General features: G+C 62.0%; 23 protein-coding genes and 1 pseudogene. 6 read left to right on the forward strand and 18 right to left on the reverse strand.

From position 1 onward, the window contains the following. From OBACDRAFT_RS10870 to OBACDRAFT_RS10920, 11 genes are all read right to left on the reverse strand, one after another. Positions 1 to 441 (reverse strand): NfeD family protein (locus tag OBACDRAFT_RS10870; RefSeq protein ID WP_043585564.1); only part of this gene is annotated, 441 nt, incomplete at its 3' end. 223 nt (positions 442 to 664) lie between these two features. After that, on the reverse strand, positions 665 to 2,212 hold the full coding sequence (locus tag OBACDRAFT_RS10875; RefSeq protein WP_043585523.1) for an NfeD family protein: 1,548 nt from the start codon (positions 2,210 to 2,212) through the stop codon (positions 665 to 667). 186 nt (positions 2,213 to 2,398) lie between these two features. After that, positions 2,399 to 3,454 (reverse strand): tetratricopeptide repeat protein, encoded by a 1,056-nt coding sequence (locus OBACDRAFT_RS10880; RefSeq protein WP_232767002.1) that lies wholly within the window; start codon positions 3,452 to 3,454, stop codon positions 2,399 to 2,401. Continuing rightward, the gene (locus tag OBACDRAFT_RS10885) at positions 3,444 to 4,283 is read right to left on the reverse strand and encodes an ABC transporter permease (RefSeq protein WP_052361709.1); all 840 of its coding nucleotides are present in this window, start codon (positions 4,281 to 4,283) and stop codon (positions 3,444 to 3,446) included. The genes OBACDRAFT_RS10880 and OBACDRAFT_RS10885 overlap by 11 nt, the downstream gene beginning before the upstream one ends. Before the next feature lie 190 nt (positions 4,284 to 4,473). Beyond that, a complete protein-coding gene (locus OBACDRAFT_RS10890; protein WP_052361711.1) occupies positions 4,474 to 5,409 on the reverse strand; it encodes an ABC transporter ATP-binding protein in 936 nt (311 codons plus the stop codon). Between the two features lie 7 nt (positions 5,410 to 5,416). Next, entirely contained in the window at positions 5,417 to 5,710 is a 294-nt protein-coding gene (locus tag OBACDRAFT_RS10895; protein ID WP_052361713.1) for an acylphosphatase, read from the reverse strand. Between the two features lie 98 nt (positions 5,711 to 5,808). Continuing rightward, a complete protein-coding gene (locus tag OBACDRAFT_RS10900) occupies positions 5,809 to 6,222 on the reverse strand; it encodes a tetratricopeptide repeat protein (RefSeq protein ID WP_052361715.1) in 414 nt (137 codons plus the stop codon). A 27-nt stretch (positions 6,223 to 6,249) separates the two neighbouring features. Further along, on the reverse strand, positions 6,250 to 7,806 hold the full coding sequence (gene glgA / locus OBACDRAFT_RS10905) for a glycogen synthase GlgA (protein WP_232767003.1): 1,557 nt from the start codon (positions 7,804 to 7,806) through the stop codon (positions 6,250 to 6,252). Positions 7,807 to 8,155: 349 nt separating this feature from the next. Then, positions 8,156 to 8,374, reverse strand: a complete 219-nt coding sequence (locus tag OBACDRAFT_RS10910) for a DUF433 domain-containing protein (protein ID WP_043585525.1) — start codon at positions 8,372 to 8,374, stop codon at positions 8,156 to 8,158. A 126-nt stretch (positions 8,375 to 8,500) separates the two neighbouring features. Next, positions 8,501 to 9,208, reverse strand: coding sequence for a MarC family NAAT transporter (locus OBACDRAFT_RS10915; RefSeq protein WP_052361717.1), 708 nt, complete (start codon positions 9,206 to 9,208; stop codon positions 8,501 to 8,503). Positions 9,209 to 9,367: 159 nt separating this feature from the next. After that, the gene (locus OBACDRAFT_RS10920) at positions 9,368 to 10,546 is read right to left on the reverse strand and encodes a DUF2264 domain-containing protein (RefSeq protein ID WP_052361720.1); all 1,179 of its coding nucleotides are present in this window, start codon (positions 10,544 to 10,546) and stop codon (positions 9,368 to 9,370) included. Positions 10,547 to 10,726: 180 nt separating this feature from the next. Between OBACDRAFT_RS10920 and OBACDRAFT_RS10925 the strand changes: the two genes are divergently transcribed. Together OBACDRAFT_RS10925 and dapF are read left to right on the forward strand one after the other, a co-directional pair. After that, positions 10,727 to 11,605, forward strand: coding sequence for a hypothetical protein (locus OBACDRAFT_RS10925; RefSeq protein WP_043585528.1), 879 nt, complete (start codon positions 10,727 to 10,729; stop codon positions 11,603 to 11,605). Positions 11,606 to 11,711: 106 nt separating this feature from the next. Further along, on the forward strand, positions 11,712 to 12,608 hold the full coding sequence (gene dapF / locus OBACDRAFT_RS10930; protein WP_043585530.1) for a diaminopimelate epimerase: 897 nt from the start codon (positions 11,712 to 11,714) through the stop codon (positions 12,606 to 12,608). 169 nt (positions 12,609 to 12,777) lie between these two features. Here dapF and OBACDRAFT_RS10935 read toward each other — a convergent pair whose 3' ends face one another. The 3 genes and pseudogenes from OBACDRAFT_RS10935 to OBACDRAFT_RS10945 form a co-directional block, all read right to left on the reverse strand. Beyond that, positions 12,778 to 13,134 carry a DUF3127 domain-containing protein gene (locus OBACDRAFT_RS10935; RefSeq protein ID WP_043585533.1) on the reverse strand — a complete coding sequence of 119 codons (357 nt, stop codon included), beginning with the start codon at positions 13,132 to 13,134 and terminating at the stop codon, positions 12,778 to 12,780. A 45-nt stretch (positions 13,135 to 13,179) separates the two neighbouring features. Beyond that, positions 13,180 to 14,199, reverse strand: a pseudogene (locus tag OBACDRAFT_RS29670) (virulence RhuM family protein). Between the two features lie 754 nt (positions 14,200 to 14,953). After that, positions 14,954 to 15,178, reverse strand: a complete 225-nt coding sequence (locus OBACDRAFT_RS10945; RefSeq protein WP_043585534.1) for a helix-turn-helix domain-containing protein — start codon at positions 15,176 to 15,178, stop codon at positions 14,954 to 14,956. A gap of 144 nt (positions 15,179 to 15,322) precedes the next feature. On the opposite strand from OBACDRAFT_RS10945, the gene OBACDRAFT_RS10950 reads away from it, so the two are divergent. The 4 genes from OBACDRAFT_RS10950 (at position 15,323) to OBACDRAFT_RS10965 (ending at position 21,839) form a co-directional block, all read left to right on the forward strand. Beyond that, entirely contained in the window at positions 15,323 to 16,054 is a 732-nt protein-coding gene (locus OBACDRAFT_RS10950) for a type II secretion system protein (RefSeq protein ID WP_081721965.1), read from the forward strand. Positions 16,055 to 16,114: 60 nt separating this feature from the next. Continuing rightward, complete coding sequence (locus OBACDRAFT_RS10955) at positions 16,115 to 17,365, forward strand: autotransporter-associated beta strand repeat-containing protein (protein ID WP_043585535.1); 1,251 nt, start codon at positions 16,115 to 16,117, stop codon at positions 17,363 to 17,365. A gap of 55 nt (positions 17,366 to 17,420) precedes the next feature. Then, complete coding sequence (locus OBACDRAFT_RS10960) at positions 17,421 to 19,235, forward strand: right-handed parallel beta-helix repeat-containing protein (RefSeq protein ID WP_052361722.1); 1,815 nt, start codon at positions 17,421 to 17,423, stop codon at positions 19,233 to 19,235. A 111-nt stretch (positions 19,236 to 19,346) separates the two neighbouring features. Continuing rightward, entirely contained in the window at positions 19,347 to 21,839 is a 2,493-nt protein-coding gene (locus tag OBACDRAFT_RS10965; protein ID WP_081721966.1) for a glycoside hydrolase family 38 N-terminal domain-containing protein, read from the forward strand. A 158-nt stretch (positions 21,840 to 21,997) separates the two neighbouring features. Here the strand turns inward: OBACDRAFT_RS10965 and OBACDRAFT_RS10970 are convergent, their stop codons facing one another. The 4 genes from OBACDRAFT_RS10970 to OBACDRAFT_RS10985 form a co-directional block, all read right to left on the reverse strand. Further along, positions 21,998 to 22,642: a hypothetical protein gene (locus OBACDRAFT_RS10970; RefSeq protein WP_043585536.1), complete on the reverse strand. Its 645-nt coding sequence runs from the start codon at positions 22,640 to 22,642 to the stop codon at positions 21,998 to 22,000. Beyond that, complete coding sequence (locus tag OBACDRAFT_RS10975; protein WP_232767006.1) at positions 22,639 to 23,673, reverse strand: AAA family ATPase; 1,035 nt, start codon at positions 23,671 to 23,673, stop codon at positions 22,639 to 22,641. The genes OBACDRAFT_RS10970 and OBACDRAFT_RS10975 overlap by 4 nt, the downstream gene beginning before the upstream one ends. Before the next feature lie 92 nt (positions 23,674 to 23,765). Next, the gene (locus OBACDRAFT_RS10980) at positions 23,766 to 24,878 is read right to left on the reverse strand and encodes an adenosine kinase (RefSeq protein WP_232767008.1); all 1,113 of its coding nucleotides are present in this window, start codon (positions 24,876 to 24,878) and stop codon (positions 23,766 to 23,768) included. Continuing rightward, positions 24,875 to 25,258 (reverse strand): DUF6941 family protein, encoded by a 384-nt coding sequence (locus tag OBACDRAFT_RS10985; protein WP_043585537.1) that lies wholly within the window; start codon positions 25,256 to 25,258, stop codon positions 24,875 to 24,877. The genes OBACDRAFT_RS10980 and OBACDRAFT_RS10985 overlap by 4 nt, the downstream gene beginning before the upstream one ends. Positions 25,259 to 25,321 lie beyond the last annotated feature (63 nt).

A 25,321-nucleotide genomic window follows, 5' to 3' on the forward strand; every position in this document is an offset into this window, starting at 1 on the left:
GAAGGTGCTGGTGCCGATGACGGTGATGGTCGCGCCTTTTTCGATGAGGCCGGAGCGCGAGACGGCTTCGTAGCGGCGGCCATCAACGAAGACGTAGCCGGTGGGGGCGAGTGTTGTATCGGCGGTTCCGATACTGCCGGCGATGCCTTCCGCGGCAACGGGGGGCTGGCTCTGGCTGTCGATGCTTTTGTGCAGGAAGAAGCGGCGTCCCCAGCGTGTGCGGGGCAGGATGGCAAATTCGATTACGAGCAGGATGCCGACAAGCAGCAGGGCGACGGCGACCGCAATGCCTCCACCCGTCGCGCCGTGATAAACAAAGGCGAGGGCGCAGCCGACGATGAGCGAGAGCGCGCCCAAGGTGCCGAGTATTGCACCGGGGACAACGACTTCAAAGGCGAGCAGAAGGACGCCGATTAAAAAGAGAAGGAGAATGGCGTTCATCAGGGCCTTGACGGGAGTGGATTGGCGAGAGCGGGGGACGCAGGGCAAGGCCCTGAACGTCGAACATCCAACGTCGAACATCCAACATCGAATGTGGAGAGCTGTGATTGAAAAATGGAGTTTACGGACATCAGGTATGTGTGTGGGGGGGGGGGGGGGATGGATGGATCGTTTGTAGGTTCAGGTATTGGGCGTTGGATGTTCGACGTTGGATGTTGGATGTTCAGCGGCGGGCATCATCGCCGCCGCTGTCTTCTTCGACGAGGAGTTCGAAGCCTTGGCGTCCGATGACGCGGACGCGGACGTCTTTATCAATGGTGCCGACGGCCACGCGGGCCTCGTAGTGGCGGCCGTCGATCTTGATCTGACCGGCGGGGCGTAGTGCGGAAACGGTGACACCTATCTGGCCGAGTTGCGTGGCTTCGGCCCCGGGACCGGCGTCGGTGTCTTCGGCGGTGGACGCGCCGCCAATCGCCGCCTGGAGCACGAGGCGGTCGAGGAACCAGCCGCGGGGGAGGAAGCGGAGGACGAGCAGGCCGCCGCCCACGGAAACGGCGATGCCGACAAGGAGGTTGGCAAGGGGGCGGGTGAACATGCCCGAGGAGATGGTGATCGGTTCGTTGGGCCAGAAATCCGTCATGGACCAGACGAGCGCGCCGAGCATGAGGGCGAGGCCGGTGAGGGCGAGAAAGACGGTGCCGGGGAAGAAAATCAGCTCCACGGCGACAAGCAGCACGCCGAGGGCGAAGAAGAGCCAGGCTTCGTTGCCGGAGAGTCCGGCGATGTAGTGGCCGAAAAATACAATGGCGAGCAGGATGCCGCCCGCGATGCCGAAGAAGCCGAAACCGGGGGTTTTGAATTCGATAAAAATGCCGAGCAAGCCGAGTCCCATGAGGATGGGGGCGATGGTCGTGATGTATTGGGCGACGCGTTCGGACCAGGTGAGTTCGAGCGTGGTGAGGCGGTAGTTGCCCGCGCCGTATTTTCCGGTGAGGAGTTCGTCGATGTTTTTGGCGATGCCGGTGGCGAAGAGGGGGCGGGGCGGGTCGCCGTAGGGGCGCATGGCTTCGGTGGCGGTGAGGGAGAGGAGTTTGTCGGCGGGTTTGATGACGGTGTCGCCGATCTTGAATTCAAATTTGGGGTTCATCATGGCTTCGAGAACCTCGCCACGCCGGGGGTCGGTTTCGGAGTAGGCGCGGATTTTGGCGGTGAGGTAGCTTTCGACTTTGCGCTTCATGGATTCGCCGACGTCCTTGCCGTCGGAGTTGACGACTTCGGCGGCTCCAATGACGGCGCGGGGGGAGAAGTAGATGTGGTCGGTGACGCCCGCGATGAGCGCGCCGGCGGACATGGCTTCGTCGTTGACGTAGGTGAGGGTCTCGCCGGGGAACTGGTCGAGGGCTTCCATGATGTCGAGGGTGACATCGACGCGTCCGCCGGGGGTCTTCATGTCGAGGACGACGGCGGCGGCGTTTTGTTTGATCGCCTCCTTGAGGCCGCGGCGGAGGACGTAGAGGACGGGCGGGGTGATCTGGTCGCGGACCTGAATGACAAAAACGTGGGCCGGGGTGTCGGCGTTGATGGCGGGTGTAGGGTTTGGGGTTTCGAGTTTAGGGTTGGAGGCAGGCGCGGGGGCGGGTGCGGACGCAGGAGCGGGGGAGGAGGGGGGAGCCTGGGTGTCGGCCGTTGGGGTTGGGGCGGGGTCATCCGTTGCCGCGAGGAGCGAACAGGCGCAAACCGTGCCAAGGAGGAGCTGCCAAAGGCGTTTCATAACAGGGCTGACATGAACATCTCCCGATGCGCGCCGCAAGCATGCGCATGGAGTATTCGCGTTATATTCTGCTGTTACGCAGAGAGGCAATGGTTGCGGGGCTGACGCCGCAGGCGTTCTGGGGGAGGTGAGATATTTCGGATGGGCGGCGCTTCGCGCCGTCGGCGGGTCAGGAGACCCGCCCTCCTACTTGGGGATGGAGGGGGTCCAGCCGTCGGCGGAGGGGGGGGGCTGGGCTGCTCCGGGAGGCGTGTAAGCGCCGTCGGTCGCAGGGGGGCGGGGGGGCTCAACTACTCCGGGTCCGGGATCGAAGCGGGCAGGGAGGGGGATTTTTAGTTCGTCCTCCAATTCGCGTATGCGCTCAAGGACTACGTGCGGCATGGCATACATGGCGGCTTCGCCGTCCTTGGGGAGCGTGGGATAGAGTTTCTTGAGCCAGGCCAGGGCTTCGGGTTTGCGGTCAATGCGACGGAGGAGTTCGGCGTAGATGCGGAAGGCGTAGGCGGGGCAGTTGGGTTGTTCGGTGGCCTTCAAATACCACTCGGAGGCGGTGGCGGGGTCTTTGAGGCGGTTCAAGAAGACGTTGGCTATTTCGATGTAGAGGAGGGGTTCGTGGGGGTGGAAGCCGAGGCCGGTCTTGAGGAAATCGACGCCGACGCTGGATTGTTCTTCTTCGAACTTGCGCTTCACGGCGTCGGGCACGCCGGCGTCGTCGATGGCCTTTTCGATGATCTTTTTGTCGAACTTGCGTTTATCGGTGTCAGGAACCTTGGCCCAACCGCCGAACTTTTCGATGGCCTTTTTGAGGGCCTCGTCGCCGGCCTTTTTGAGAGCCTCGTCGATATTCTTCTTGATCTCCTCGTCGATGCGCCAGTTGGGCATGTCGTAGGCGATCATGCGGGAGCCGTTTTGCCAGAAATAGATCGGGCGCGGGTCAATGGCAGTGACGAGTTTGATGTAGGTCTGCGTGGCGGGCAGGTCGTAGGTTTCCCAAACGGTGTTGGTGCGTATCCAGAAAAAGTCGGCAACGATGGCTTGAAAACCTCCGAGGAGGCCGACGGTGAGGCCTTGGCCAAGCGCGCCTTCGATGGACTTGAAGTTGAAGGCGGGTTGCGCGGCTTTGATTTTGGTCCAGGCGGGCGTTTCCAAGGGGCGAACGGCAGCGCCCACGGCGGCCATTACCACGAGGACGAGGAGCGCCGTGCGGAGGGGACGAAAGGCGGTGGGTGGGTTAAATTTCACGGCTGCGGAAGCTGTAAACAGCAAGGAGGCCAATCACGAGTATGTAGATGAATCCGTAGCCGGCAACGCGCGCGGCAACGGCAAGGTCAATGCCGATTCCCTGGCCAACTTGGTCGGCAAGGTTGAAGAGTTGGAAGTTGGGGAAGATGTAGCTGAGGAGGCGCACTCCTTCGCGGAGAAAGAAGTTGGCCACGTTGCCGTAGGCGTCGCGCGCGAGGTATTGGAGGTGGCAGATGACGAGGACAAAGAAGCCGGTGACGACGGTGTAGAGGTTGGTGTTGGAGAAGCTGGCAATGAGGAGGACGATGGCGGTGAGGACTCCGAATTTGATCCATTGGAGGGCACCGACGATGAGGATGTCGGTGTAGTTGATGAGTCCGCCGGGGGGGAGGTTTTCAGGGTCGAGGGTTTTGAGGATGGCGTGCTCGCGGAAGAGGAGGATGCCGATCATGAGGCCGATGGTGACGGCGCAAAAGATGCCGACGACGGCGAGAACTCCGAGGAATTTGCCGAAGACAAATTCGGTGCGCCAGATGGGTTTGGCGAGGAGGGTGAGGGCGGTGCGGTTTTCGATTTCGCTGAAGAAGAGTTGCGCGGTGGTCGCAACGGTCAGCACGGAGCCGAAAAACACGAGGGCGCCGAAGCCGAAGTCGGCAATGAATTTGAGTTCGGAGGAGCCGAAGTTGAAGTCGCGAAAGAAGAGGGCGCTGGCAACGAGTCCAATGGCGAGGAGGAGCAGGAAGTTGAAGAGTTTCTGGCGAACGGCTTCAAGGAAGGTGTTGCTGGCAATGAGGCCGAGTCGCGCGGGTGAGAAGGGAACGCTATTCATAAAATTAGGAAGGAGAAATTAGGAATTAGGAAATAAGGGCAGGTGATTGATGTGTGTGTGTGGGGGGGGTGGGGGGGGGGGAGGGAATCAGGAGAGAAAAATCAGGAAGTAGGAAGGGGCGGTTTCGCCGCGCATACTGGCAAGTGAACGCGTCGAGTGGTCCGCAGGCATGGGTTTGTTTTTCTAATTTTTAATTCTTAATTTTTAATTCTTCATTCCGCGAGGGAAGAGAGGCGCGGGAGACTTTGCTGAGGAAGAGTTGGTCGAGGCGGGCGCGGGGTTGTTCAACGGCGTTGAGGTGGTGTTTGCGTTGAGCGAGCCAGTGTTTGAAGGCGTCGAGGTCCTCGTCGGAGAGTTTGTCCACGATGAGGGCTTGCTGGTCGCGTTTGCCAACGAGGTCGTTGACGTTGCCTTCGAGGATGAGTTTGCCGCGGTCGAGGATGGCGATGCGGTCGCAGACGTCTTCGATCTGGGCAAGGAGGTGCGAGGTGATGAGGACGGTTTTGCCTTGTTGTTTGAGTTTGAGGATGAGGTCGCACATCTCGGCGGAGCCGACGGGATCGACGCCGGCGGTGGGTTCGTCGAGGACGATGAGCTTGGGGTCGTGCACGAGGGATTGGGCGAGGCCGATGCGTTGGAGCATGCCTTTGGAATAGGTGCCGACGCGGCGGTGCGAGGCACCGGAGAGGCCAACCCATTCGACGACTTCTTTGACGCGGGCGTCGAGTTTGGCGCGGGGGACGCCGCAGACGCGGGCGTAAAAGCGAACGAGTTCGGCACCGCTGAGGTAGCGGTAAAAGTAAGGGGCTTCGGGGAGGTAACCGACGTTGCGGCGGGAGGCGACTTGTTCGCTGGGGATGCCGAAGACGCGGCATTCGCCGAGGGTGGCTTCGAGGAGGCCGAGGATGACTTTGATGGTGGTGCTTTTGCCGGAGCCGTTGGGGCCGAGGAGGCCGAAGACCTGGCCTTGGGGGATGGTGAGGCTGAGGTTGTCAACGGCGCGGAGTTTCACGCCGCGCAGGCTGATGGGGAAGTCCTTGGTGAGGCCGCGTATTTCGATGGCCGGAGGGGCGGCGGGCGCATCCGTGGTGGTGGTGGGAGAGGTGGTGGTGGCGGTGGCGGACATGAGTGGATTATTGGATTTGAAAACCGGAGAATTGCGGCGGTGTGGGTGCGGGGCGCGAGGTGCGCTCTGTCTTGCGAATGTAGCCGTGCATGCGTTCGTCAATGGCTTTGATGAAGGCGTCGATGTCGCGGGGAGAACCTTCGGCGTCGAGTTGCACGCGGCCATCGTCGAGGTTTTGCACGCGGCCCGCCACGTCGAATTCGCGCGCGATGGAGAGCGTTTCCTGACGGAATCCGACGCCTTGCACGTGACCGGTGAAATATACGGTTTCGTGGCGCATCTCGTTACTCGTGCTGTTCATGCGGGCTTTGGATAAATGAGAAAGAGGTCTTACGATGAACGGGTGGGGACGGTGGTGGAGAAACAGGTGGAGTTACTAGGAGAGGTCTTTGCGGTGATTCAACCCGGAAAATGACTTTCCCCGGCGGTTTTTGAGCTGGGGTTGGGGTCGGGGTTTTTGAGTTGGTCTTTCCAGCCGAGGATGCGGGCTTGGGCGCCGTATTTCTCGGCGGTGGTTTTGTCGCCTTTTTCCATCCAGATGCGGGAGAGGGTGGTTTTGATGAGGAGGTCGTCGGGGCGAAGGGTGTCGGCGCGTTGCGCGGCGTCGAGCGCGGTGTCGAGGGCGGCGTCGCGCGTGTGGCCGGGGTGGTCGCGGGCGTTGAGGGCGACTTCGGCCAGGGTGTGCCAGGCTTCAAAGGAGGTGGGAGCGGCTTGGGTGGCGCGGTGGAGCTTGGCCAGGGCAGCGTCGAGGTCGCCCATGGTGTAGTCAAAGGTGGCGTCTTCGATGAGGGTGGTGAGTTCGTGGTCGGTCATGTTTCCGGGTGTCTGGGACTGGCCGGTTCAGCACATTTCTTCGTAGATGCGTTCGTATTCGGCAACGGAGCAGGCCCAGCCGAAGTCGCGGGCCATGGCGCGTTGCTGCGCGCGGCGGTGGCGGGGCGTGTCGGAATAGAGGAGGAGGGCGCGTTCGAGGCCGTGGCGGAGGCCGTTGGCGGTGGGGGGGAATAGAATACCGGTGCCTTCGGCGGGGTGGCCGTCCACGTCGATGACGGTGTCGATGAGGCCGCCAACGCTGGATACGAGGGGGATCGTTCCGTAGGCTTGCGAATACATCTGGTTGAGGCCGCAGGGTTCGAATTTCGAGGGCATGAGGAAGAAGTCGGAACCGGCTTCGATGAGGTGGCTCATGGCTTCGTCATGCACGGCGCTGAGGGCGACTTTGCGGGGGGCGAGGACGGTGAGTTCGCGCAGGCCGCGTTCGAGGGTCTTGTCGCCGGTGCCGAGGACGATGAGGCGGCAGTCGGAGCGTTGGAAGAAGAGGTGGTTGTCGAGGACGAGATCGACGCCTTTTTGCGTGGTGAGGCGGCAGACCATGCCGATGACGGGGCCGGGGTAATCGGGGTCCATGCCGTGGCGCACGAGGAGTTCGCGGCGGCAGCGGGTTTTGCCGGCGAGGTCGGTGGCGGTGTAGTTGGCGGGTAATGAGGGGTCGGTGGCGGGGTTCCAGATGGTGGTGTCGATGCCGTTGAGGATGCCGACGAGGTCGTCGGCCCGGGTTTTGATGACGCCGTCGAGGCCGGCGCCAAATTCGGGGGTCTGGATTTCGAGGGCGTAGCGGGGGCTGACGGTCGTCACGCGGTCGGAGAAGAGGATGCCCGCTTTCATGAGGCTGATCTGGCCGTAGAATTCGATGCCGTCGATGCCTTGGAGTTCGGAGGGGAGGTTGGTGCGGATGAAGCTCTTCATCGGAAACACGCCTTGGAAGGCAATGTTGTGGATGGTGAACACGGTGCGCAGGGCGAGGGAGACTTGGTAGCGTTCTTCGGTGTGGCGGAGGAGGAGGGGGAGGATGCCGGTCTGCCAGTCGTGGCAGTGGACGAGGTCGGCCTGGTATTCGAGGAGGCGGAGGGATTCGACGACGCCTTTGCAAAAGAAGACGAAGCGTTGGTCGTTGTCTTCGTAGTCGCGCGCGCCGTTGCCGTAGGGGTTGCGGCGGTCGAAGAATTCTTCGCGGCACACGAGGTAGATGGTGAGGTTGTGCTTGGGGCGGAAGCAGCGGAGGTCGCCGGACATGAATTCGTCGCCCATCTCGATGCGCAGTTTGGTGAGGGGAGCGGCGAGGGCGGCGTCGGGGTGGTCGAGGATCGCGCGGTAGCCGGGGAGGAACACGGCGACTTCGTGGCCGCGGTCGGCAAGGGTGGAGGTCAGCGCCCCGGCAGCATCAGCCAGGCCACCGGTTTTAACGTAGGGGAACAGCTCACTGGCAACATGGACGATCTTCATCGTGTGCGAGGCTCGCAGTCCGCACGCGGGGGCGGCAAGGCGCAAGTGGCAGCCGCAAGGGGGGGGGGGGGGAGGGGGGGGGAGAGACCGAGGCGAAGTGGTGTTTATTCCCAAAATCGCACTTTGATAAAGGTTCTTCGACGTTTTCAGTGGAGACTCGATAAGTTGATATAGCGGGAGTTGGCGCGGTAGCGCCCGTAGCGCAGGCATCTTGCCTGCCATCTAAATTGATTGCGCGAAGCGCGGTGGCATTTGCTGCGTTTAGTTTTGGGAAGCAGCGCTTCGCGCCAGCGACTCGATTGCAGGCAAGATGCCTGCGCTACGGGCGCTCCCGCGCCACCTCTCGTCTATCCACCGAAAACGTCGAAGAACCTTGATAAACGAGCCACAACATGACCGACAAACCACTTGCGCAGGGGGACGGGGGTTCCTTGGTCGAACAGGATTTTCATGCACTATGCACTCATGCAACTTTCAGGGTGCCGGTTGCAAATTCGAGAACGTCGTCGACCTGGCGCTTGGATACCCCAGGAAACCACGTGAGGAATTCGTCCACCGTGGCTCCGTCTTCCAAGTTTTCGAACAACGCTGCGACAGGGATCCGGGTGCCACGAAAAACCCATGCTCCGCTGACTTTGTCAGGGATGCGTTCCACAGACGGACAATCCAACCAGTCAAACATAATGCGGGAAACGTAGTGTGGTTTGTAGATTGAGCAAGCCTGTGGGTGCCGGGTTTGCCTCGTCGCCTGCCATTCCCGCCTCCCTGTCCTGCGCCTCCCGCCGTTCCTGCTGGCTGCCCCTGATGATCACTTGTTGGCGTCCGCCTTCGCCGTGGCGCTGGTTCCAGTATTCGTCTCCGCCGATGCCTCGAGTCCGGCGCGGATGTCGCGGAGTAGTTCCGAGTCGCTGGCGATGCCGCGCACGCCGTTGACCACGAACTGGACTCCGACGCACAGGATCAGAAATCCCATGATCTTGGTCATGGCGTGGAGGCCGTTGACGCCGAGATGATGCACGAGTCGCGTTGCCAGCCGGAGCACGCCGTAGGTAATGCAGGCCACGACGAGGATGCCGATGAAAACGCTCACGTAATCAAGCCAGCCTGACGACATTGAGGCCAGGCCGATGGTAACCGAGATCGCACCCGGGCCGCTCAGGCTCGGCATGGCGAGCGGGGTGAAGGAGACGTCCGCTTTTTTGCGCGACTCGGCTTTTTCCTGCGGAGTCTGGTCGTGGTCGTCTTTTGGATACAACATGCGCATGCCGACGCCAGCCACGATAATGCCGCCCGCGATTCGCAAGCCGGGCAGCGAAAGGCCGAAGAAGTTCATGATAAAACTGCCGCAGACCAAAAAGGTGGTGAGGATGGCAACCATGTAGAGCACGCCGCGCCGGGCCTGCTCGTTGCGCTCGGCGTCGGTGTCTCCTTCCGTGATGGCGAGAAACAATGGCGCGGTGCTGAATGGGTTGATGATCGGCAAAAGTGCCGCGATGGAGGCGAAGATCAGACTCATGTTTTGATTTCCGCCCGCACTCGAATGCCCAAGCCCGCCGGATGCAAGCATGAGGGGCGCCTACAGCCTGCGTAGAGGAGGAGGGGGGGGGGCGAGGAGGCCGGGGGGGGGGGGGGACTGGGCGCGATGTAATGCCGATGGAGTCGCGGCGCCACGGAGTTATTTGAGGGCTTTGTCCACGGGCTGATCGGCGCCGGCCCAGACGCGGGCGCTGGTCCAAGGCGCATCGGGCTGGCTCCAGAAATCGTCCGACGCTGGCAGTCCGAGCGGGAGAAATGCCGTCGTGCACAGATAAAGGCTACCCGTGCTGATGTAGACTTCGCCAAGTCCCGGCTGGTGTCCGGCGAGACCTATGCGCAGCCAGCCGGCGCCGTCGTTGCCGGTGTCGTTGTCGAATGTTCCCGGTGCCCCCAGCGTGCGGCGTATCACAGCAGTGAGCGCGCCGCGGACTTGCGCGGGGGCAACGCCTTCGGGCAACTCGCGCCGCAACGCCATCTGTGCGAGCAACTGGAACGCGCCGCAGCGATACGCGATGGAGCGTCCCACGGGCGGGAACGAGCCGTCGGGTGCGATCAGGCGCTCCAGCACCGCCGCGTAACGAACCGCGCGGGCGCGGACGCGCGGCAGCAATTCGCGCCATGCGGCGGGCGCGCGGAGATGCGGCGCGGCGGTTTCGAGCACATCGAGCAGCATGGGCTGGATGACGAAGCTGTTGTAAAAATCCCAGTGAAACTCCGGTCCGTCGCCGTAAACGCCATCGCCGAGGTACCATTGCTCGTGCTGGCGGACGGCGTAGTCGATACGCATGAAGTCGGCCTCGTCCGTGAAGCGGAGCAGCGCGGCTTCGATCATGGCGGAGAAGAGGAGCCAGTTGTTGAAACCGGGCGTGGTGACGCGGGTGGAGCGCAGTGCCTCCGCGAGTCGCTGGCGGGTGATTTCGTCGAGGTCGTGCCAGAGTGCGCGCGGGGCGCGAAGCAAGGCGTGGGCGAGAAACGCCGCGTCCACAAGAGGCTGTCCGCCTTCGGTAAAGTTGAGCCGGTCGGGTGAGCGGGGATCGACCGCCTGCGTCATCGCTTCGCGGGCGAGCACGGCGAGGCGGTGTTGCGGTTGCAACTCCATCCATGGTGCGAGTCCGGCCAGCGTGCGCCCGAAGGCTTCGAGGTGCGTGACGGTTGCGCGCGATGTCGTGTGTCCCTGGATACACTCGATGGGCATGGAGGCGCGCAGCCGTCCTTGCGCGAGCGCCTCAAGCACGGGCGTGGCAACGCGGGAGAGCGTGGTTTCCCAATACAGGCGGGGGGAGGCGAGGGGGGCGGATGCGGGAGAAGATGAGGGCATGGCGGCAGATGTTTCCCGCACCCGATGAGTGAGACAATCGTGAATTGGATGCAGCAGTTTGATCCCGCGATCAACCGGGGATCAATTCAACCGGGGATCAATCGTACCAAACCGCGTTTGTCGTTGCATTCGACCCTGTGGGGAGCACTTTGCGGCAAACGGTCCTTCGACCGCCCAAGTATGAGCGACTACAACACTGACGGCACCTTTGATAACTCGTGGGATGATCGTGGGGACGTGGTTTGGAACGAGTTCGACTGGGAGCAATACCTGCGCGAACAGGACGAAGTGCTCCTTCGTTACATCGCTTGTTACGAAAAACTTAGGAACCATCCGCAGCGTCTCGACGAAACCGCCCGCTTGATGGGCTGGGATATCGAAGAGTGGAGCGGCGAAACGGAAACCAACCCGGAAACCGCGAAAACCGACACTCCCCAGTCCTCATCTTCCTCCTCGTCCTCCGGCGCGGCGAACGATGCCGCCAACGCCGCCGCTTCCGGCCCTGCCGCCGCCGCTGACTCCCCTTTCGCTTCCGACGCGACCAGCGATGACGACAATTCCGCTTCCGCAAAGGAAGACGGCGACCTGATCCCGGACATGAGCGACGACATGGAACCTTATACGTTGCAAAAAAATCCGGTTTTCGTCGCCACCCGGGCCATCTATCTGAGCCTCACGCGCAGTTGGGAGCGCCTCGCGGCTGATCCGGCAAAAGTGCCGCAGCCATTCGCCATTGGTTACATGGGAGCCCTGCAACGCGGCGAAACGCAGTCACTGCTCGCCATCCAGGCGCTCGATTTTGGTGATTATGCCCTGGCCATCAGCTTGTTAAAGCGTGCCCTGCTGGAACTCAACGCCACCATGGGACGCTTGGGCAAGGTCGCCGAACTCGGCGAACGCGCCTCCAAACCCCTTCGCGCCTACTGTGCCGGCGCGATGTCGCGCTTGTTTGACCTGCGCGAGATATGGCTGCGAGTGATGAGCGAATGCCGCTACGAACTCGCCTACCCCTCGGATGACGATTACGACGACGAGGACGAAGAGGACGACGAAGATTGATTTCCGGCGCATCCGGCGCCGCCGGCTGCGAATTCGGCTTCCGTCCCTCCCCTGTGCTGTGGTTGCGTAGCTGGCTGTTACAATCACAACGACGCACTGCCACACCATGCGCTTTTACAAATACCACGCTCTCGGCAACGACTACATCGTGCTCAATCCGGCCGACTTCCCCGCTTGGGGAGCCGCCCCCTCGACCGCGCAGATCCGGGTCGTATGCCATCGCAATTTTGGCGTCGGCTCCGACGGCATTCTCTGGGGACCGCTGCCCTCCGAAAAGAGCGACTGCGGCCTGCGCATCTTTAATCCCGACGGTTCCGAAGCGGAAAAATCCGGCAACGGCCTGCGCATCTTTACGCGCTACTTGTGGGACACCGGACGCGTGCGCAAAAACAGCGCCGACGGCACCGGCGTGGTGACCATCGAAACACCCGGCGGTCACGTTCGCTCTGAAATCCGCGACGCGGGCCGCCTCATCCAAGTCGAGATGGGCCGCGTGAGTTTCAACAGCGCGCAAATCCCCGTGACCCTCGCTGGCGAGGGGGGGGGGGGGGGGGAAGGACGCGATGTGATTAACGAAAAAATCACCATCCTTGACCGCGAGTTCACCTTTTGCGCCGCCACGATTGGCAATCCCCACTGCGTGCTGCCGCTGCCTGAAGTTTCCGCCGAACTCGCGCACAAATACGGCCCGCACTTGGAGACGCATCCCAACTTCCCGCGCAAGACCAACGTGCAATTTCTCCAAATCCTCGACCGCGCCAACATCCGCATCGAAATCTGGGAACGCGGTGCCGGTTACACACTTGCCTCCGGCAGCAGTTCGAGCGCGGCGGCGGCGGTGGCGCGCAAGCTCGGTCTCGTGGACTCATCGGTCACCGTCCACATGCCCGGCGGACGCATCGGCATCGAAATCGGCGACGACTACGCGATCCAAATGACTGGTTCCGTCAACAAAGTCGCCGAAGGCACGATGCACGCCGAGTTGTTCGACGTGACCGTGTAACGCGTGACGGTTTGAAGTGGCGCGGGCGTCCCCGCCCGCATCTCTTCCCCGCCTGCCAAAGCCGAAGTCGTTCACACTTCGGCTTGTTTTGTCCTCAGGCCCTCACGGTTCGATTTTTAGCCATTCGAGGACGTCTGATTTGACGGTATTCCACTTGAGGCAGAAAACTTCAAAACGGCACGTCGTCGTCGTTCACTGGCGTGCCGGGCTCTTCGGGGAGGGGCGCGCCATCGTCTGTCGGAGTCGGTGCGTCAGACGCGGCGCCGACGAGTTCGATTTTCCATGCGTTGAGGTTCACGTAGTAATTTTCCTTCCATTCGCGGCCCCGCAGATCGAAGGAGACCTTGGCCTTGTCGCCGGGGTTGAGGGAGGTGAGGAGGCCGACTTTATCCTTCACGCACTCGAATTTGATGTCCTGCGGGAAGCGACCGTCCTCGATGGTGAGGACAAATTCACGCTTGTTGAAGCCGCTGCCGAAAGTCTGCTCGTCGAAGATTTTTTTGATGGTGCCGATGATCTCAAACATGCCGTCTACGATGAACACAGCCTGCGCCGGGTGGCCAGCCTTCGTTCACGTCTGACCACCGTTCTTTTTTGTCCGGCTTTTGCTCTCTACCTTTTTCTGGATGGCCTTGATCCCGGCGAGGAAATCGCGTTCGGCGGGCGAAAGATCGGGCAACGTTTTCTGGCGGTATTTCCCTTACTCGGCCTGAGCTTTTTCAACGGCCGCTTCATGGCTGACTGTGCCGGCGTTTTCCAGCACGCCTTGGCCGTATCGTTTGGCAAAATCGTCCAACTCTGCGAGCCAGTCTTTCATATATATGGGCTGGTGATTCATGGCGCGCAGTTCAGCCAGATCGAAAAACGCGGAGACCATGCGGTTCAATTTCGCGAGTTCCTCTTCCGTCAGGTAATTTTTGGCGACGGTAATTTCGTTTTTCAGGGGTTGCGACTTGGAAAAGGCGATCATCCCCATGAACGGCAGTTCCGCGTTGGCGCGTTGAGCAATAATTTCCGACGCAGTGTGTCCATGCGCGGCGAAATGGAATTTGTTTTATGCGACCTTGAAGAATTTTTGCGATTCAGGTGTGCGCGGGTCGTAATCCGCGCTGGTGGCGTAGAGGTCGAGGAGTTGCCGGTAGAAAATTTTCTCGCTGGAACGGATGTCGCGGATGCGCTCCAGCAGTTCGCGCCAGTAATTGCCGCCTCCTGCTTTTTTCAGGAGTTCGTCGTTCATGGCGAAGCCCTTGACGAGGTATTCCCGCAGCACGCTGGTCGCCCAGCGGCGGAATTGCGTGCCGCGCAGGGATCTTACACGGTAGCCGACCGAGATGATGACATCGAGATTGTAGAAGGCCACGGGCTTGTCGGAATTTGCAATGTGCAAAAACTGCACATTGCTTTTCCCATCAATCTCTCCTTCGGCAACGGCGTTGTTGATGTGTTTTGTGATGACTGACCGGTCTCTTTGGAACAGCTCCGCCATCTGCGCCTGGGTGAGCCAGACGGTTTCGTTTTCCATGCGAACCTCGATGCGGGTTTTCCCATCCTCGGTTTGGTAAATAACGATCTCTGTGTTTTCGGGATTCATGGCTTCGCTCTCGTGCGGTTTTGTGTCCAATGGCTTGGCTGAGTTTTCCTCCTCTCGCATCTGTGCGGCAAGTTCGGTTTGGAAGAACGGCTGAGTGTCAGGCGATGGGGGCGCAGGTTGGGTGGAGGTCATGCGTCCGAGCGTGGTTGGAAAGGCGCGGGTGGCGTGGCCTGACGATGTCGAGGGGCCAGCCATTGTTCGTCAACAGGCTCTTTCCCGCAGGCCATGGAGCGGGGTGCATTCAAACACGCCGCCCCAAATGAGCGTCGCCTTGAGCTGGTAAGCCGGGTCTGATTTACCGGGGCTCGGAGCCAAATGCCTTTGGGAGATCGGCGGTATGACGTTCACGCGGAGTCGCGAGGCGGAGGGATTCGCTGTCTCTCGTTTCGATTTCGGATGGAGCCTTCATCCGTGACTCATGCGAGGGACCTAAAAAATATCAAAAAAATTCCCGCAGTAAACTTGTGCCATCAAAAGAACCATCTAGAGCATTGTCGGTTCAATTTGTCGCAAGATTTAAGAGATCACGCAGAGATCACGCAGAGGCGCAGAGGCGCAGAGAAAACATAGATTGCTAATTATAAATAAATTACAAACATTGTATTTTTCCGGCTCTGCGTTCTTGTTGCTCAGGATAAAGGGTCATGAGGGAGAAGCGGATGCGAGTGAGGCAAGTTTTTGAGACAGGCTCAACCCCAAGTTTTTGTGATCTGGCTGCCGAGGCTACGTCAGCACCGCTTCCTACTCGGCCGACTCAGTAACCGGCTTGCGCGATCAACGACGAGGCTGTGATGCCAAGTCCAGCAGCCACCTTGACCAGCGCGGTCACACTCGGCTCCTGCTCACCTCGCTCAAGGTTGCCGATGTAATTCGTCGATAAATCCGCCTTCTCCGCCAACTCTTCCTGCGTCAAATCCAACGCCACACGGCACTCCCGTATCACCGCGCCAAGGCGTAAGATAATCTGGTTGCGTTGCATAGGTGGCCGTTTCTTGCCGGGCATCGCTCCACTTTATCAGGTGTCATCATTCACTTAACCAACGATCGTGGGTTTTTTCTTGCATCTGCATTAATCACCAATAAACCCACGATCGTTGGTTTCCTTCTTGACCTAAATTCTCCTATGAAACACCCAACCCTCTCCTCCCCGTTCTTCGGTGATCCCCCCGTGGAAACTTGGAACCAGACGGTTCCCCGTCGTCCCCGGACTGACGCCTTCACACTCATCGAGCTTCTGGCGGTCATCACCATCATTGGTGTCCTCGCCGCCATCGTTATTCCTGTGAGTGCCAAAGTCCGCCAGAGCGCCCGCACGGCACAGTGCAAGTCCAACCTGCGCCAGATCGGACTCGCCGTGATCCTCCACGCCAACGAACAGCGCAACAACACACTCCCCGGTCCCCTCTACGGAAAAATCGCCCCCGCAATCAAAAAAAACGACGCCAACGGACGCCTCGGCCTCTATCTCGCCTCACAATTCCAGACCACACTCATCAACAACGAAGTCGTGATGTTGCCTGTTCTGGTTTGTCCCGGTTTTGCCATGGCGCGTCCCGATCTGATCGGCGTGGACGAATCCAAAAACGCCATCGTTTATGCCAACAACCGTGACCCACTCGTCCCCGGTTACGACGGTTCGGTCTGGGGGTATCCCGGTTCGGCGGACCCCAAAAACCGTCCCGTCCCTCTGCATCAAATCTCCGAGCCGAGCCGCAACTGGATGATCCGGGATATCGATTACACAACCGGCAAAGGCTACGGCTGGCCTGAGGACATGATGGCCCCGGCCCCCGTTCACGGGAACAAATACAACCGGGTTTATTTCGACGGTCACGTCGCCTCCATCCGTCTCTGACCTCTACTCCCCCCCCCCCTTCCACACATTTTTAACCTGCCACCAGAACCCACAACAACCATGAAAAAGACAAGCATCCCTGCCGTCCTTCGCCCTGCGCTCCTCATTCCACTGACCTGCATCGTCGCACATGCGGAAAACTACACCCGCGAGGGCGTCAACGGAACCAACTGGAATGACACAACCCAATGGACTCCATCAGCACTACCTGGAGCCAACGATAACGCATCAATCAACCTGACCGCCACCAGCGATTTCTACGTCAATGGAAACTTCGAACTCGCCAGCCTCACCCTCACCTCTTCGGCGACCACAAACAAGACCCTCAACCTGATTGCCCTTGGCACAAACGGAACCTACTCGTTGGCGGCCTCCCGTGTCACCATCGGCAGCACCAACGCCACCTTGGTATTCCAAAACAACAGCGGCTCCAATCAACGACTGGATGTATCCATCGGGACGCTTGATCTGGGCACTTACGGAAACTCCGTCTCCTTTGGTCGTGCCGATGGCACCCGCGTCCTGAACAACCTTGCGATCAATCACGTCATTTTGGGCGGCGACACCAGCCGCACGCTGAATTTCAATATCAACAACAATTACACCCTTGGGCATCTTGATCTGACCGGCACCGGGACAAAAACCATCAACCTGATTTCACGCGCCACGACATCCGTCGGCATAACGCGTACGGCCACCGTGACCGGCATCGACGACACCAGCAACGCCACCACCATCAAAGGCTCCGTCCGGGAAGCGACCACGGCCAATGCCGCCACGCTGCGCATCACCACCGCCAGCGGAACGGCATACTCGGCCAGCACCATGTTTGCCGACGGCATCGGCGGCACGCTGAAACTCGTCAAGGACGGCGCTGGAACCCAGACGCTGCTCGGCGCAAGCACCCACACCGGTTCCACCGAAATCGAAACCGGCCTTCTGGCGACCGGCGCAACCGGGGACTTCGGCCTGGGCGATGTCCGTGTGGGTGCGGCCAGCCTCACACTGGGCAACGCCGCATCAATCGCCGACACCGCCACGCTCTTTTTCAAAACGGATTCCACGGTCAACCTGAGCTTCACCGGCACCGAACTTCTCGGAGCGTTGATCAACGAAACCAACGGCATCAGCGCGACCGCAGGCACCTACACCGCAGAACAACTCAACGCATTCTTCGGGGTGAGTGTTTTTGGCGGAAACGGATTGTTGAACATCGCGCCTATTCCCGAGCCATCTGTCTGCGCCGCGCTGGGCGGGTTGGCCGCCTTGGGGTTGGCGGGCTTGCTCCACAGGCGGATGCGAAACGTCTGAACATTCTGCGCTCCCTTCCCGATCCAATAACCAACGATACCCTCCCCCCCCCCCGATGCGTCATCCTTTTCCTGCTCTTTTCCTTCTGGCCCTGAGCCTCGGTTTGCCCGGTCTCTCTGCCGAGTTCCTTCACGTGGCGCCCGCGCCTGTCGGAAAAGCTGACGCCCCCGGCACGGAAGAGGCTCCGCTCAATAGCGTGCAGGCGGCGCTGGACCGTGCAAAAGCCGGCGACACGGTGCGCCTGCGCAAAGGCGTTTACCGGGAGCGCGTCGTATTCAAAAACAGCGGACGTCATGGAGTTCCCGTTACACTCGAAGGCGAACCCGGCGCGGTTCTCGACGGCAGCCATGCCGTGACGCTGGACTGGCAACCCGCGCCGGACATCGCCCCTGGTGTGTATCGCGCCGCGCTCGCCTTGAAGACGCGCCATGTCGTGGCCGATGGACGATCGGTGACGATGCTGCGCGACAACTGGGTGCAACCCGGACGGGCGCGTCGAGGTGAGGCGTGGGAATACCCAAAGCTTTTTCGCGATGGGGTGGGCGTGTCCGGCTGGGAAGTCGTCGGCGGACTGGCGCTTTATCGTTTCAAGGAAAAGGAACTTTTCATCCGTTTCCGGGGCGATCGTGATCCGCGTCGGATGGACATCACCGTTGGCCCTCCTCCAGAGCACCCCATCATCCTGATCGACGGGGTGGACCGGTGCGTCGTGCGCGGCCTGACTCTGCGGAATGCCTCGGGTGGAGTGCGCATCGTGCATTCGCTGGGATCGGTGGTCGAGGGTTGCGTGATCGGGCCGGTGGAGGACGGCATCGTCCTCGGCTCCGGCGCTGACCGCGCCACGCTCCGTTTCAACGAAATTTTCTGGAATCCCTTGGGTGAAAACCGTCCGAAAGCGCCCAATTCCATCGACCACTGGACGGCCAACAAGCGGGGTGGCTGGGGAGACAAACGCGGCATCAATCTCATCCGTTCCGCAGGGGGGCACCGGATACATGACAACCACATCCACCATCATTGGGATGGCATCAGTGTGGCGGATGGAGACAGGCGGTTCGACCGCGGCCTGCGCATTCATCACAACCGCATAGAGATTTTGGTGGACGATGGACTGGAAACTCAGGGCGGACAGGAAGACTGTCACTGGCATGACAACTTTATCCAAGGCACCCTCTGTGCCATTCGCCTGAAAGCACCCGATTACGGACCACTCTACATCTATCGAAACATCCTCTGGGATAACCGGGAGGACATCCGAAATTTCGGCGTGAAAGGCTGGAAACACATCTTCAATGCCGAAACCGGCAAATGGGAGCAGACGCACAGCGGCCACGGTTCGCCCGAGGCGCTTCCTGCACGAGTTTACGTATACCACAACACCGGCACGGCACCGGCCGCGATTACCTCCAACGGCGTGACGGACATCGGTCTGCCGAATTACCATTATTTCAACAACCTTTTCTGGGCCATGCGATGGCATCGGGCCAGTGACTCGGTCGCGGTCAATCCCAACTGGCAGGGAGACTACAATGTTTATGTCCGCCGCGGCGACATGCCCGCATGGGACACAAGCGAGGCCGATGCGCATTCCTTCGGCATCGACCTGCACAGTCTCTTCACGACGGGCGATCCCGGTTTCCGGGATGCCGCGGCAGGCGATTTTTCACTCCGGGAAGACAGCCTGGCATGCGGGCGCGGCACGGATTTGCGCACGCGTTTTGGTCAGCCTCTTCCCGGCTGCGAACCGGGCGATTTCAAGGGCGGGCAACCCGACGTCGGTGCGCTTGCATGCGGACAACCCATGCCGCGGATACCTCGTTCCAAAGACAGCCTCCGGGAGGCTCCCGCTGGTTTCTGGCCCGATCCCTGATTCGGGCGATTAACGGAGAATTGGCGAAATTGTTTTCGCAACGCGAGACGTTGTGTGCATCGGTGCTCGCCTCATCTATCGGAGAGGTTTCTTGATTGGCGTTCCGTTCCCATGCCTTCCCGCACACTCCACCTGTTGCCTACGTTTCATCACGACATCGCCTATCTGCAGCGTTGCGACGAGTATTTGCCCGATTGCGAAAAGATCATCGACGAGGCGTTGCGCATCCTTGCCGCCGAGCCGGATTACACGTTCATGATCGAGCAGATTTTCCTGCTCGATTGGTATTGGGAAAAGCGACCGGACCAGCGCGGCGCGTTGAAGCGGTTTTATGACGAGGGACGGCTGACCATCGCGCCGGGCATGTGGACGGTGCCGGACCTGAACCTGCCCGATGGCGAATCGCTGCTGCAACAGATTCGGATCGGCAAAGCGTGGATCGCGGAAAATCTTGGCGGCGTGCGCGAGGAGCCGCGCGTGTGCTGGATCGCCGATTGCTGGGGGCATCCGCCGCAAATGCCGCAACTGGCGCGGGCGTCGGGGTATTTTGGATACGTGTTCTGGCGTTGCATGAGGCCGGAGGTGCAGCAGGCGGATTTTGTCTGGCGCGGTCTCGACGGCAGCGAGGTGGCGGCGCGCTGGATGGCGCGCGGGTATGCGAATCTGCGCTTCCCCACTGAAGCGGCGGCGGTCAACGCGGCGGAGCTTCGCTTTGCCAACACGAACGCGGGCAGTCTGGCGGAACTGGTGGAGCAACTCGACAGCTATTCGGTGCGCGGCGCGGAGGCGGATCAGTTGATCTGCAACGGCGGCGACATGGCGTTTCCGCAGGCCAGCGGTCCGGCGGTGGCGCGGCGGCTGCGCGCGGAAGGGTTGCCGGTGCGGTTCAATTCGCTGGAGGCGTTTTTCGCGGCGCGGGATGCGGCGGCAGGGCAGGGGAGGGAGGGGGGGGAGTTGCCGGTGGTGGAGGGCGAGTTCAACAGCGCGCTGACCGGCACGTTTACGAGCAACATCCGCCTCAAGCTGGCCAATCGCGCCTGCACGGAGCGGTTGCTGGCGCTGGAAAAACTGGCGGCGTTGCGCGGATTGGGACGAGCGGAGGGGGAGGGGGGGGGAGCGGTGCATTCCGTTGATTTCGATCCGCTGTGGAAGCTGCTCCTTAAACAGCAGTTTCACGACACGATTTGCGGCACGTTGGGTGATGGGGCGTTGCAGGATGCGTTCGAAGAATTCGCCGAACTGGAGCGCGGTCTTGCCTCGATGGAGTCGCGTATTGGCGGAATGGATGCAGGAGCGCCGGCGGGTGGCGGTGGCGTCGTTGGCGGATGGTTCAACGCTTGCAGCTTTGCGCGGACGGCGTGGCTTGATGGCGAGGCGGCGCGGCCCGCGTTGCTGGAGTTGCCTGCGCATGGGGAAGTTCCGGCGAGCGCCGCGAAATTGCTGGCGGGCGAGGCGGGCGGGGGGCTGCTGCCGGAGTTCGTCACGCCGCATTATCGGGCGCGGTTCGATGAGCGTGGATACATCACGAGTCTGGTGGAGGCGAAGTCGGGCGCGGAGTGCGTGCGTTCGCAACCGGGACCGTTTGGGGCGATCGCGATGGTGCCGGATTATGGCGACCTGTGGCTCAACCACGAAGGACCGCTGAATGGCGGCGGGTTCGAGTCGTCGCTCACACAAAACAAATCCGATCCGCTGGCCCGCGGTTCGCGCGAGGACATCGTCAATCATGGTCCGTTCTGGCCCGCGATCACGGAGGTGCGGGTGCTGTTTTACGGCCCGGAGGCGCTGGTGTTTGAGCAGCGCGGACGGATCGGTTTCTGGCGTCAGTCGGTGGAGTTCGTGACGACGGTGCGGTTGTGCGCGGCCTTGCCTCGGATCGAGTATCGCACGCGGCTGACGCCGCGCGGGCGGGACTTCCGGCTGCGGGCGGTGTTTGGCACGCCCTTTGGAATTGGGAGTAAAAAAAGCGAGGCGCGTTTCGAGGTGCCGTTTGGCGTGGTGGCGCGTGGCACGGGCGAGCACGCGGCGCAGCGTTTCGTGGACTTGCGCGAAGCGGGGGACAACGGCGCGGCGGGGGCCGGCCTGGCGGTGCTCAATCGCGGCACGGCGGGCCACGCGGTGGAGGACGGGGCGATCCTGATGTCGTTGTTCCGCGCCGTCGGGATGGACTACAAGGCTCCGAGCGAATTGTCGTATGCCGAGGGCGTGGAGCATGTGTTTGACTACGCGGTGCAGCCGCACTCGGGACCGGCGACGGCGGAACTGGTGCGGTCGGGCGCGGATTTCAATGCGCCGCTCCTGCCGCTGGCCGCGGCGCAGCCGGGCCGGGAGAGCTTTTATGCCGATCCGGACGCGGGCGTGGATGATCCGGTATTGGTGAGTTCGATACGAAGCGCGCCGGAAGGACTGGCGGTGCGTCTCGCGGAAACGCGGGGCGGGGCGGCGGAGGTGGTGCTTCGTTTGCCGTCCGGCATTACGCGTCAGGCGGAGGCCGACGCACTGGGCCGACGCACCGGAGAATGGCGGATGTTCGACGCGGGCAACACCGGCGCGTGGCGCACGTGTGTCCGCGCGTGGGAGGTGCGGACGGTGTTGTTTGGCTGAAGCCGTCCGTTTGTCGTTTTACGCAATTGAAGTTACGCAAGGACGGTAGGGAGGCCTCTCCGAGGCCTCCGAAACCACGCTCCATTCACCTATGAGTTTCGTATCCTCTCACCACGCACAGCGGAGGCCTCGGAGAGGCCTCCCTACCTGCTCATCAGTTACGCAAGCCGCGCCTGCCAGTCGCGGAGGTCGCGGGAGAGGGATTGAAAACCGGGGAAGTCGTGTTCGAGCCGGCGCAGGTCGCGGGCGTGGCGGCGGGCGTCGGCCAGGGCGCGTTCGGTTTCGAGCGGGAGGCTGGGGCGTTCGGTGCCGTAAACGCGGGCCTTCAATTCGCGGCGGGTGTAGGGCGGGCGGGCGGTTTCCTGCCCTTGCCGCCAGGCGGCTTCGGTGACGGTGGCGTCACGTCCGCACAGGTACCAGGCTTCGATGGCGGGCACGGCCACGCCGATGCCGCGCAGGACGCCGGCGGGACGGGTGGGGCGGAGGGAGAGTTTTTTGGTGGTCTGGCGAAAGGTGGCGCGGAGCTGGCAGAGACGGCAGCCGGGGTGGTGGTGGCCGGGTTCGTCGTGTAGTGGCGTGTGGACTACGGAGTCGTCGCTGTCCACGACTACGACGAGGCCGTGGGCGTCGGTGTTGAAATGGAGATGTTTGATGATGGAGGGCAGGACTTGCGCGACGGAGGGCCAGCCGCGGGCGCGAAGGGGGGGATGGATGCGCTGGAAGGTGCGCCCGAGCGCGGCTTCGATGAGCACGGCCAGCGCGGCTTCGTCGGCGGGGGATTCGCTGAGAATGGCGAGCTTCATTTTCCGTCGTCTGGCACGCCGCCGAGGATGCCGGAAAACCAGAGGTCGCCAAGGGATCCGCCGGCGAGGAGTTCGGCGAGGTCGGCGCGGTCGGCGAGGCGGGCAAAGTGCGCGGTGCGTCCGTGTTTTTCCGCGATGACGACTTCCTCGGGGGTGTCGCGGAAGAGGTCGAGGAGGTAGGGTGAGTGCGTGGTGGCGATGACTTGTGTGGCGGGTCGGGGTTGCGAGGGGAGGGGGGGGGGGGGGGGGTAGGCCAAACGGTAGAGGGAGTCGCGGAGTTCGCGGAGGAGGCGGGGGTGGATGCCGCGGTCGAGTTCCTCGATGCACACGAGGGAGGGTGGGTTGGGGGACCAGGCGAGGGTGAGGATGGCGAGGGCGTAGAGGGTGCCTTGCGAGAGGTCGGCGGCGTCGATCCAGTCGGGTTCGCCGCAGATGCGGAAGCGAAGGAGCACGGTGTGGGCGTCGTCGTTGTCGGCGGTTTCGAAGGTTTCGAATTCGGGAAATATCCTCAGAAACTCGGCGTGCAGGGAGGCGAAGGCGGCGGGGTGTTGCGCGTGGAGGTGGGCGAGGACGGCGGAGAGGTTGCTGCCGTTGGAGGCGAGTTCGGCGTGGTCGCTGGCGGGGGCGGGGCTGGCGATGGCGTGGTGGTCGAAGAGGTAGGCGCGCATGGAGAGGAGGCGCGCGCGCAGGCCGTCCCAGTCGTCGGAGCCTTCGCCGGTGAGCAGGGGGCGGATTTCGAGGAGGTCGCACACGGTGTCGGAGGAGCAGGCAAGGATGGCTTCGAGTCCGGTGTGCGGCGGATCGAAGTGGAAGATGACTTCGGGCAGGTCCGTGGAGAGGGCGAGCGCGGGCGATGGTTCGCGCAGCGGGAGGCGGGCCAGGGTGCGCAGGCGCATGCCGGCTTGGATGAGGCTGGTCTTGCCCGATCCATTGGGCCCGATGAGGAGGGTAAAGGGAGCAAGGTCGATATGCGTGGAGCGCAGGGCCTTGAAGTTACGGAAAGCAACGGAGGCGATCACAATGCCGGTCATGGTGCGCCGTCATGCGGCGATGGCCAGCCTTTGTTAAGGGGGGGGAGTTTCGGACCGTCGATTTTCAGATGGTGGCGCAGTCGCCTTGCGGTTTACCGCGCGGCACCGATCTGGTGGGCGGCGAGGTGGATGTCGGCCCAGCGGTGGTCGGGGATGCCGGGACCGAGGTGCTGCACGCATTCGGAGCCGAGGAGCGAGCCGAGCGCGCCGGCCTTGGCGAGCGACCAGCCGCGGAGGCGTCCGCAAATGAAACCGGCGGCCCAGGCGTCGCCCGCGCCGGTGGTGTCGATGACTTGGAGAGCGGGGATGGGGGCGATGCGTTGCAACTCGGTGCCGCGCGCCACCCAGGCGCCGTCCTTGCCGATCTTGACGGCGGCGGTCACGGGGGCGAGCGCGGCGAGGCGGCGGGTCAGCGCGCCGTAATCGGGAGCGGGGCCGGCGTCGGGGAAAAGGGCCCGGATTTCGTCTTCGTTGGCAAAGACGGCGTCGATGCCTTTTTGGATTTGCGCGAGGAGCCAGGCGCGGGAGGAGTTGACGACTTCAAAGGAGGCAAGGTCGATGCTGATGGTGCAGCCGGCGACGCGCGCGGCGTGGAGCACGGCCTCGGCGAGCGAGCGGTTGAAGAGGAGGTAGCCTTCGATGTGCGCGTGGCGGCAGCGAGCGAAGTCGGAGGGGGAAATTTCGTGCGGCACGAGCGTCATCGCGGCGGCGAGGCAGGTGCGCATGGTGCGCTGGCCGTCGGGCGTGATGAGGGAGAGGCAGCGGGCGTTGGAGAGGTCGGCGTATTTGAAGCGCGAGGCGTCGCCGCCGAGGGCGATGAAGTGGTCGCGGTAGGCCCGGGCGGTGGCGTCGTCACCGAGTTTGCCGAGAAACGTGGTGTGCAACCCGAGCCGCGCGCAGGTGCAGGCGGTGTTGCCGGCGGAGCCTCCGGCGGCGGCAACGGGCGGCTGGGGCAGGGTGGAGACGAGGCGTTCCATCTCGACGGCGTCGATCAACTCCATGCCGCCTTTCTTGCCGTGAAGGTGGGCAAGAAAAACATCGGGCACGCGGGCAAGGAGATCCATGATCGGCGAGCCGACGGCGATGAGGTCAAACTGGGTGTTGAAGGGGTTGGTGGTGGGCATGGCAGGCGGATCGAGGAGGAGAGAGAGAGAGAGGGGGGGGGGGGGGGGCGCGGGCGGGCGGCGGGCGGTGGTATCCGTCAACTCATGACATTGATGCTGGTCACGAGGATCGGTTCGTCGTCGATCTCAATGACGATGGCGTAGTCGCCGGGCTGGGGGAACTGGAGGTTGCGGATTTCGTTGATGAGGTTGATGCGTTGCAGCGGGCCGTGGGACTGGAATTTGCGGTCGATGAGGGGCTGCGGGTTGATGGGGTCGAGGCCCATGCTGATGCGGATGCCGTGTTCGCCGGAGGTTACGTCGCTTAGCGTGAGGAACCAGATCATGAAGGGGTGCGTGACCGGGAACTGGCGCGAGCGGATGTTGGAAAACACGCCGAGGATGGTGTGTTTTCCCGTGGCCGGGTCGATATGGACGCCGTCGCAGGTGAGCCAGGCGAGGACTTGGGGCTTGGAATGCATAAAGAGTAATAAAAGTGGTTGGAGGGGGGGAATGCTGTTCGTCGGGAGAGGCATGGAGCAAGC

The sequence above is a fragment of the Geminisphaera colitermitum TAV2 genome (genome assembly GCF_000171235.2).
GTDB classification, from domain to species: domain Bacteria; phylum Verrucomicrobiota; class Verrucomicrobiia; order Opitutales; family Opitutaceae; genus Geminisphaera; species Geminisphaera colitermitum.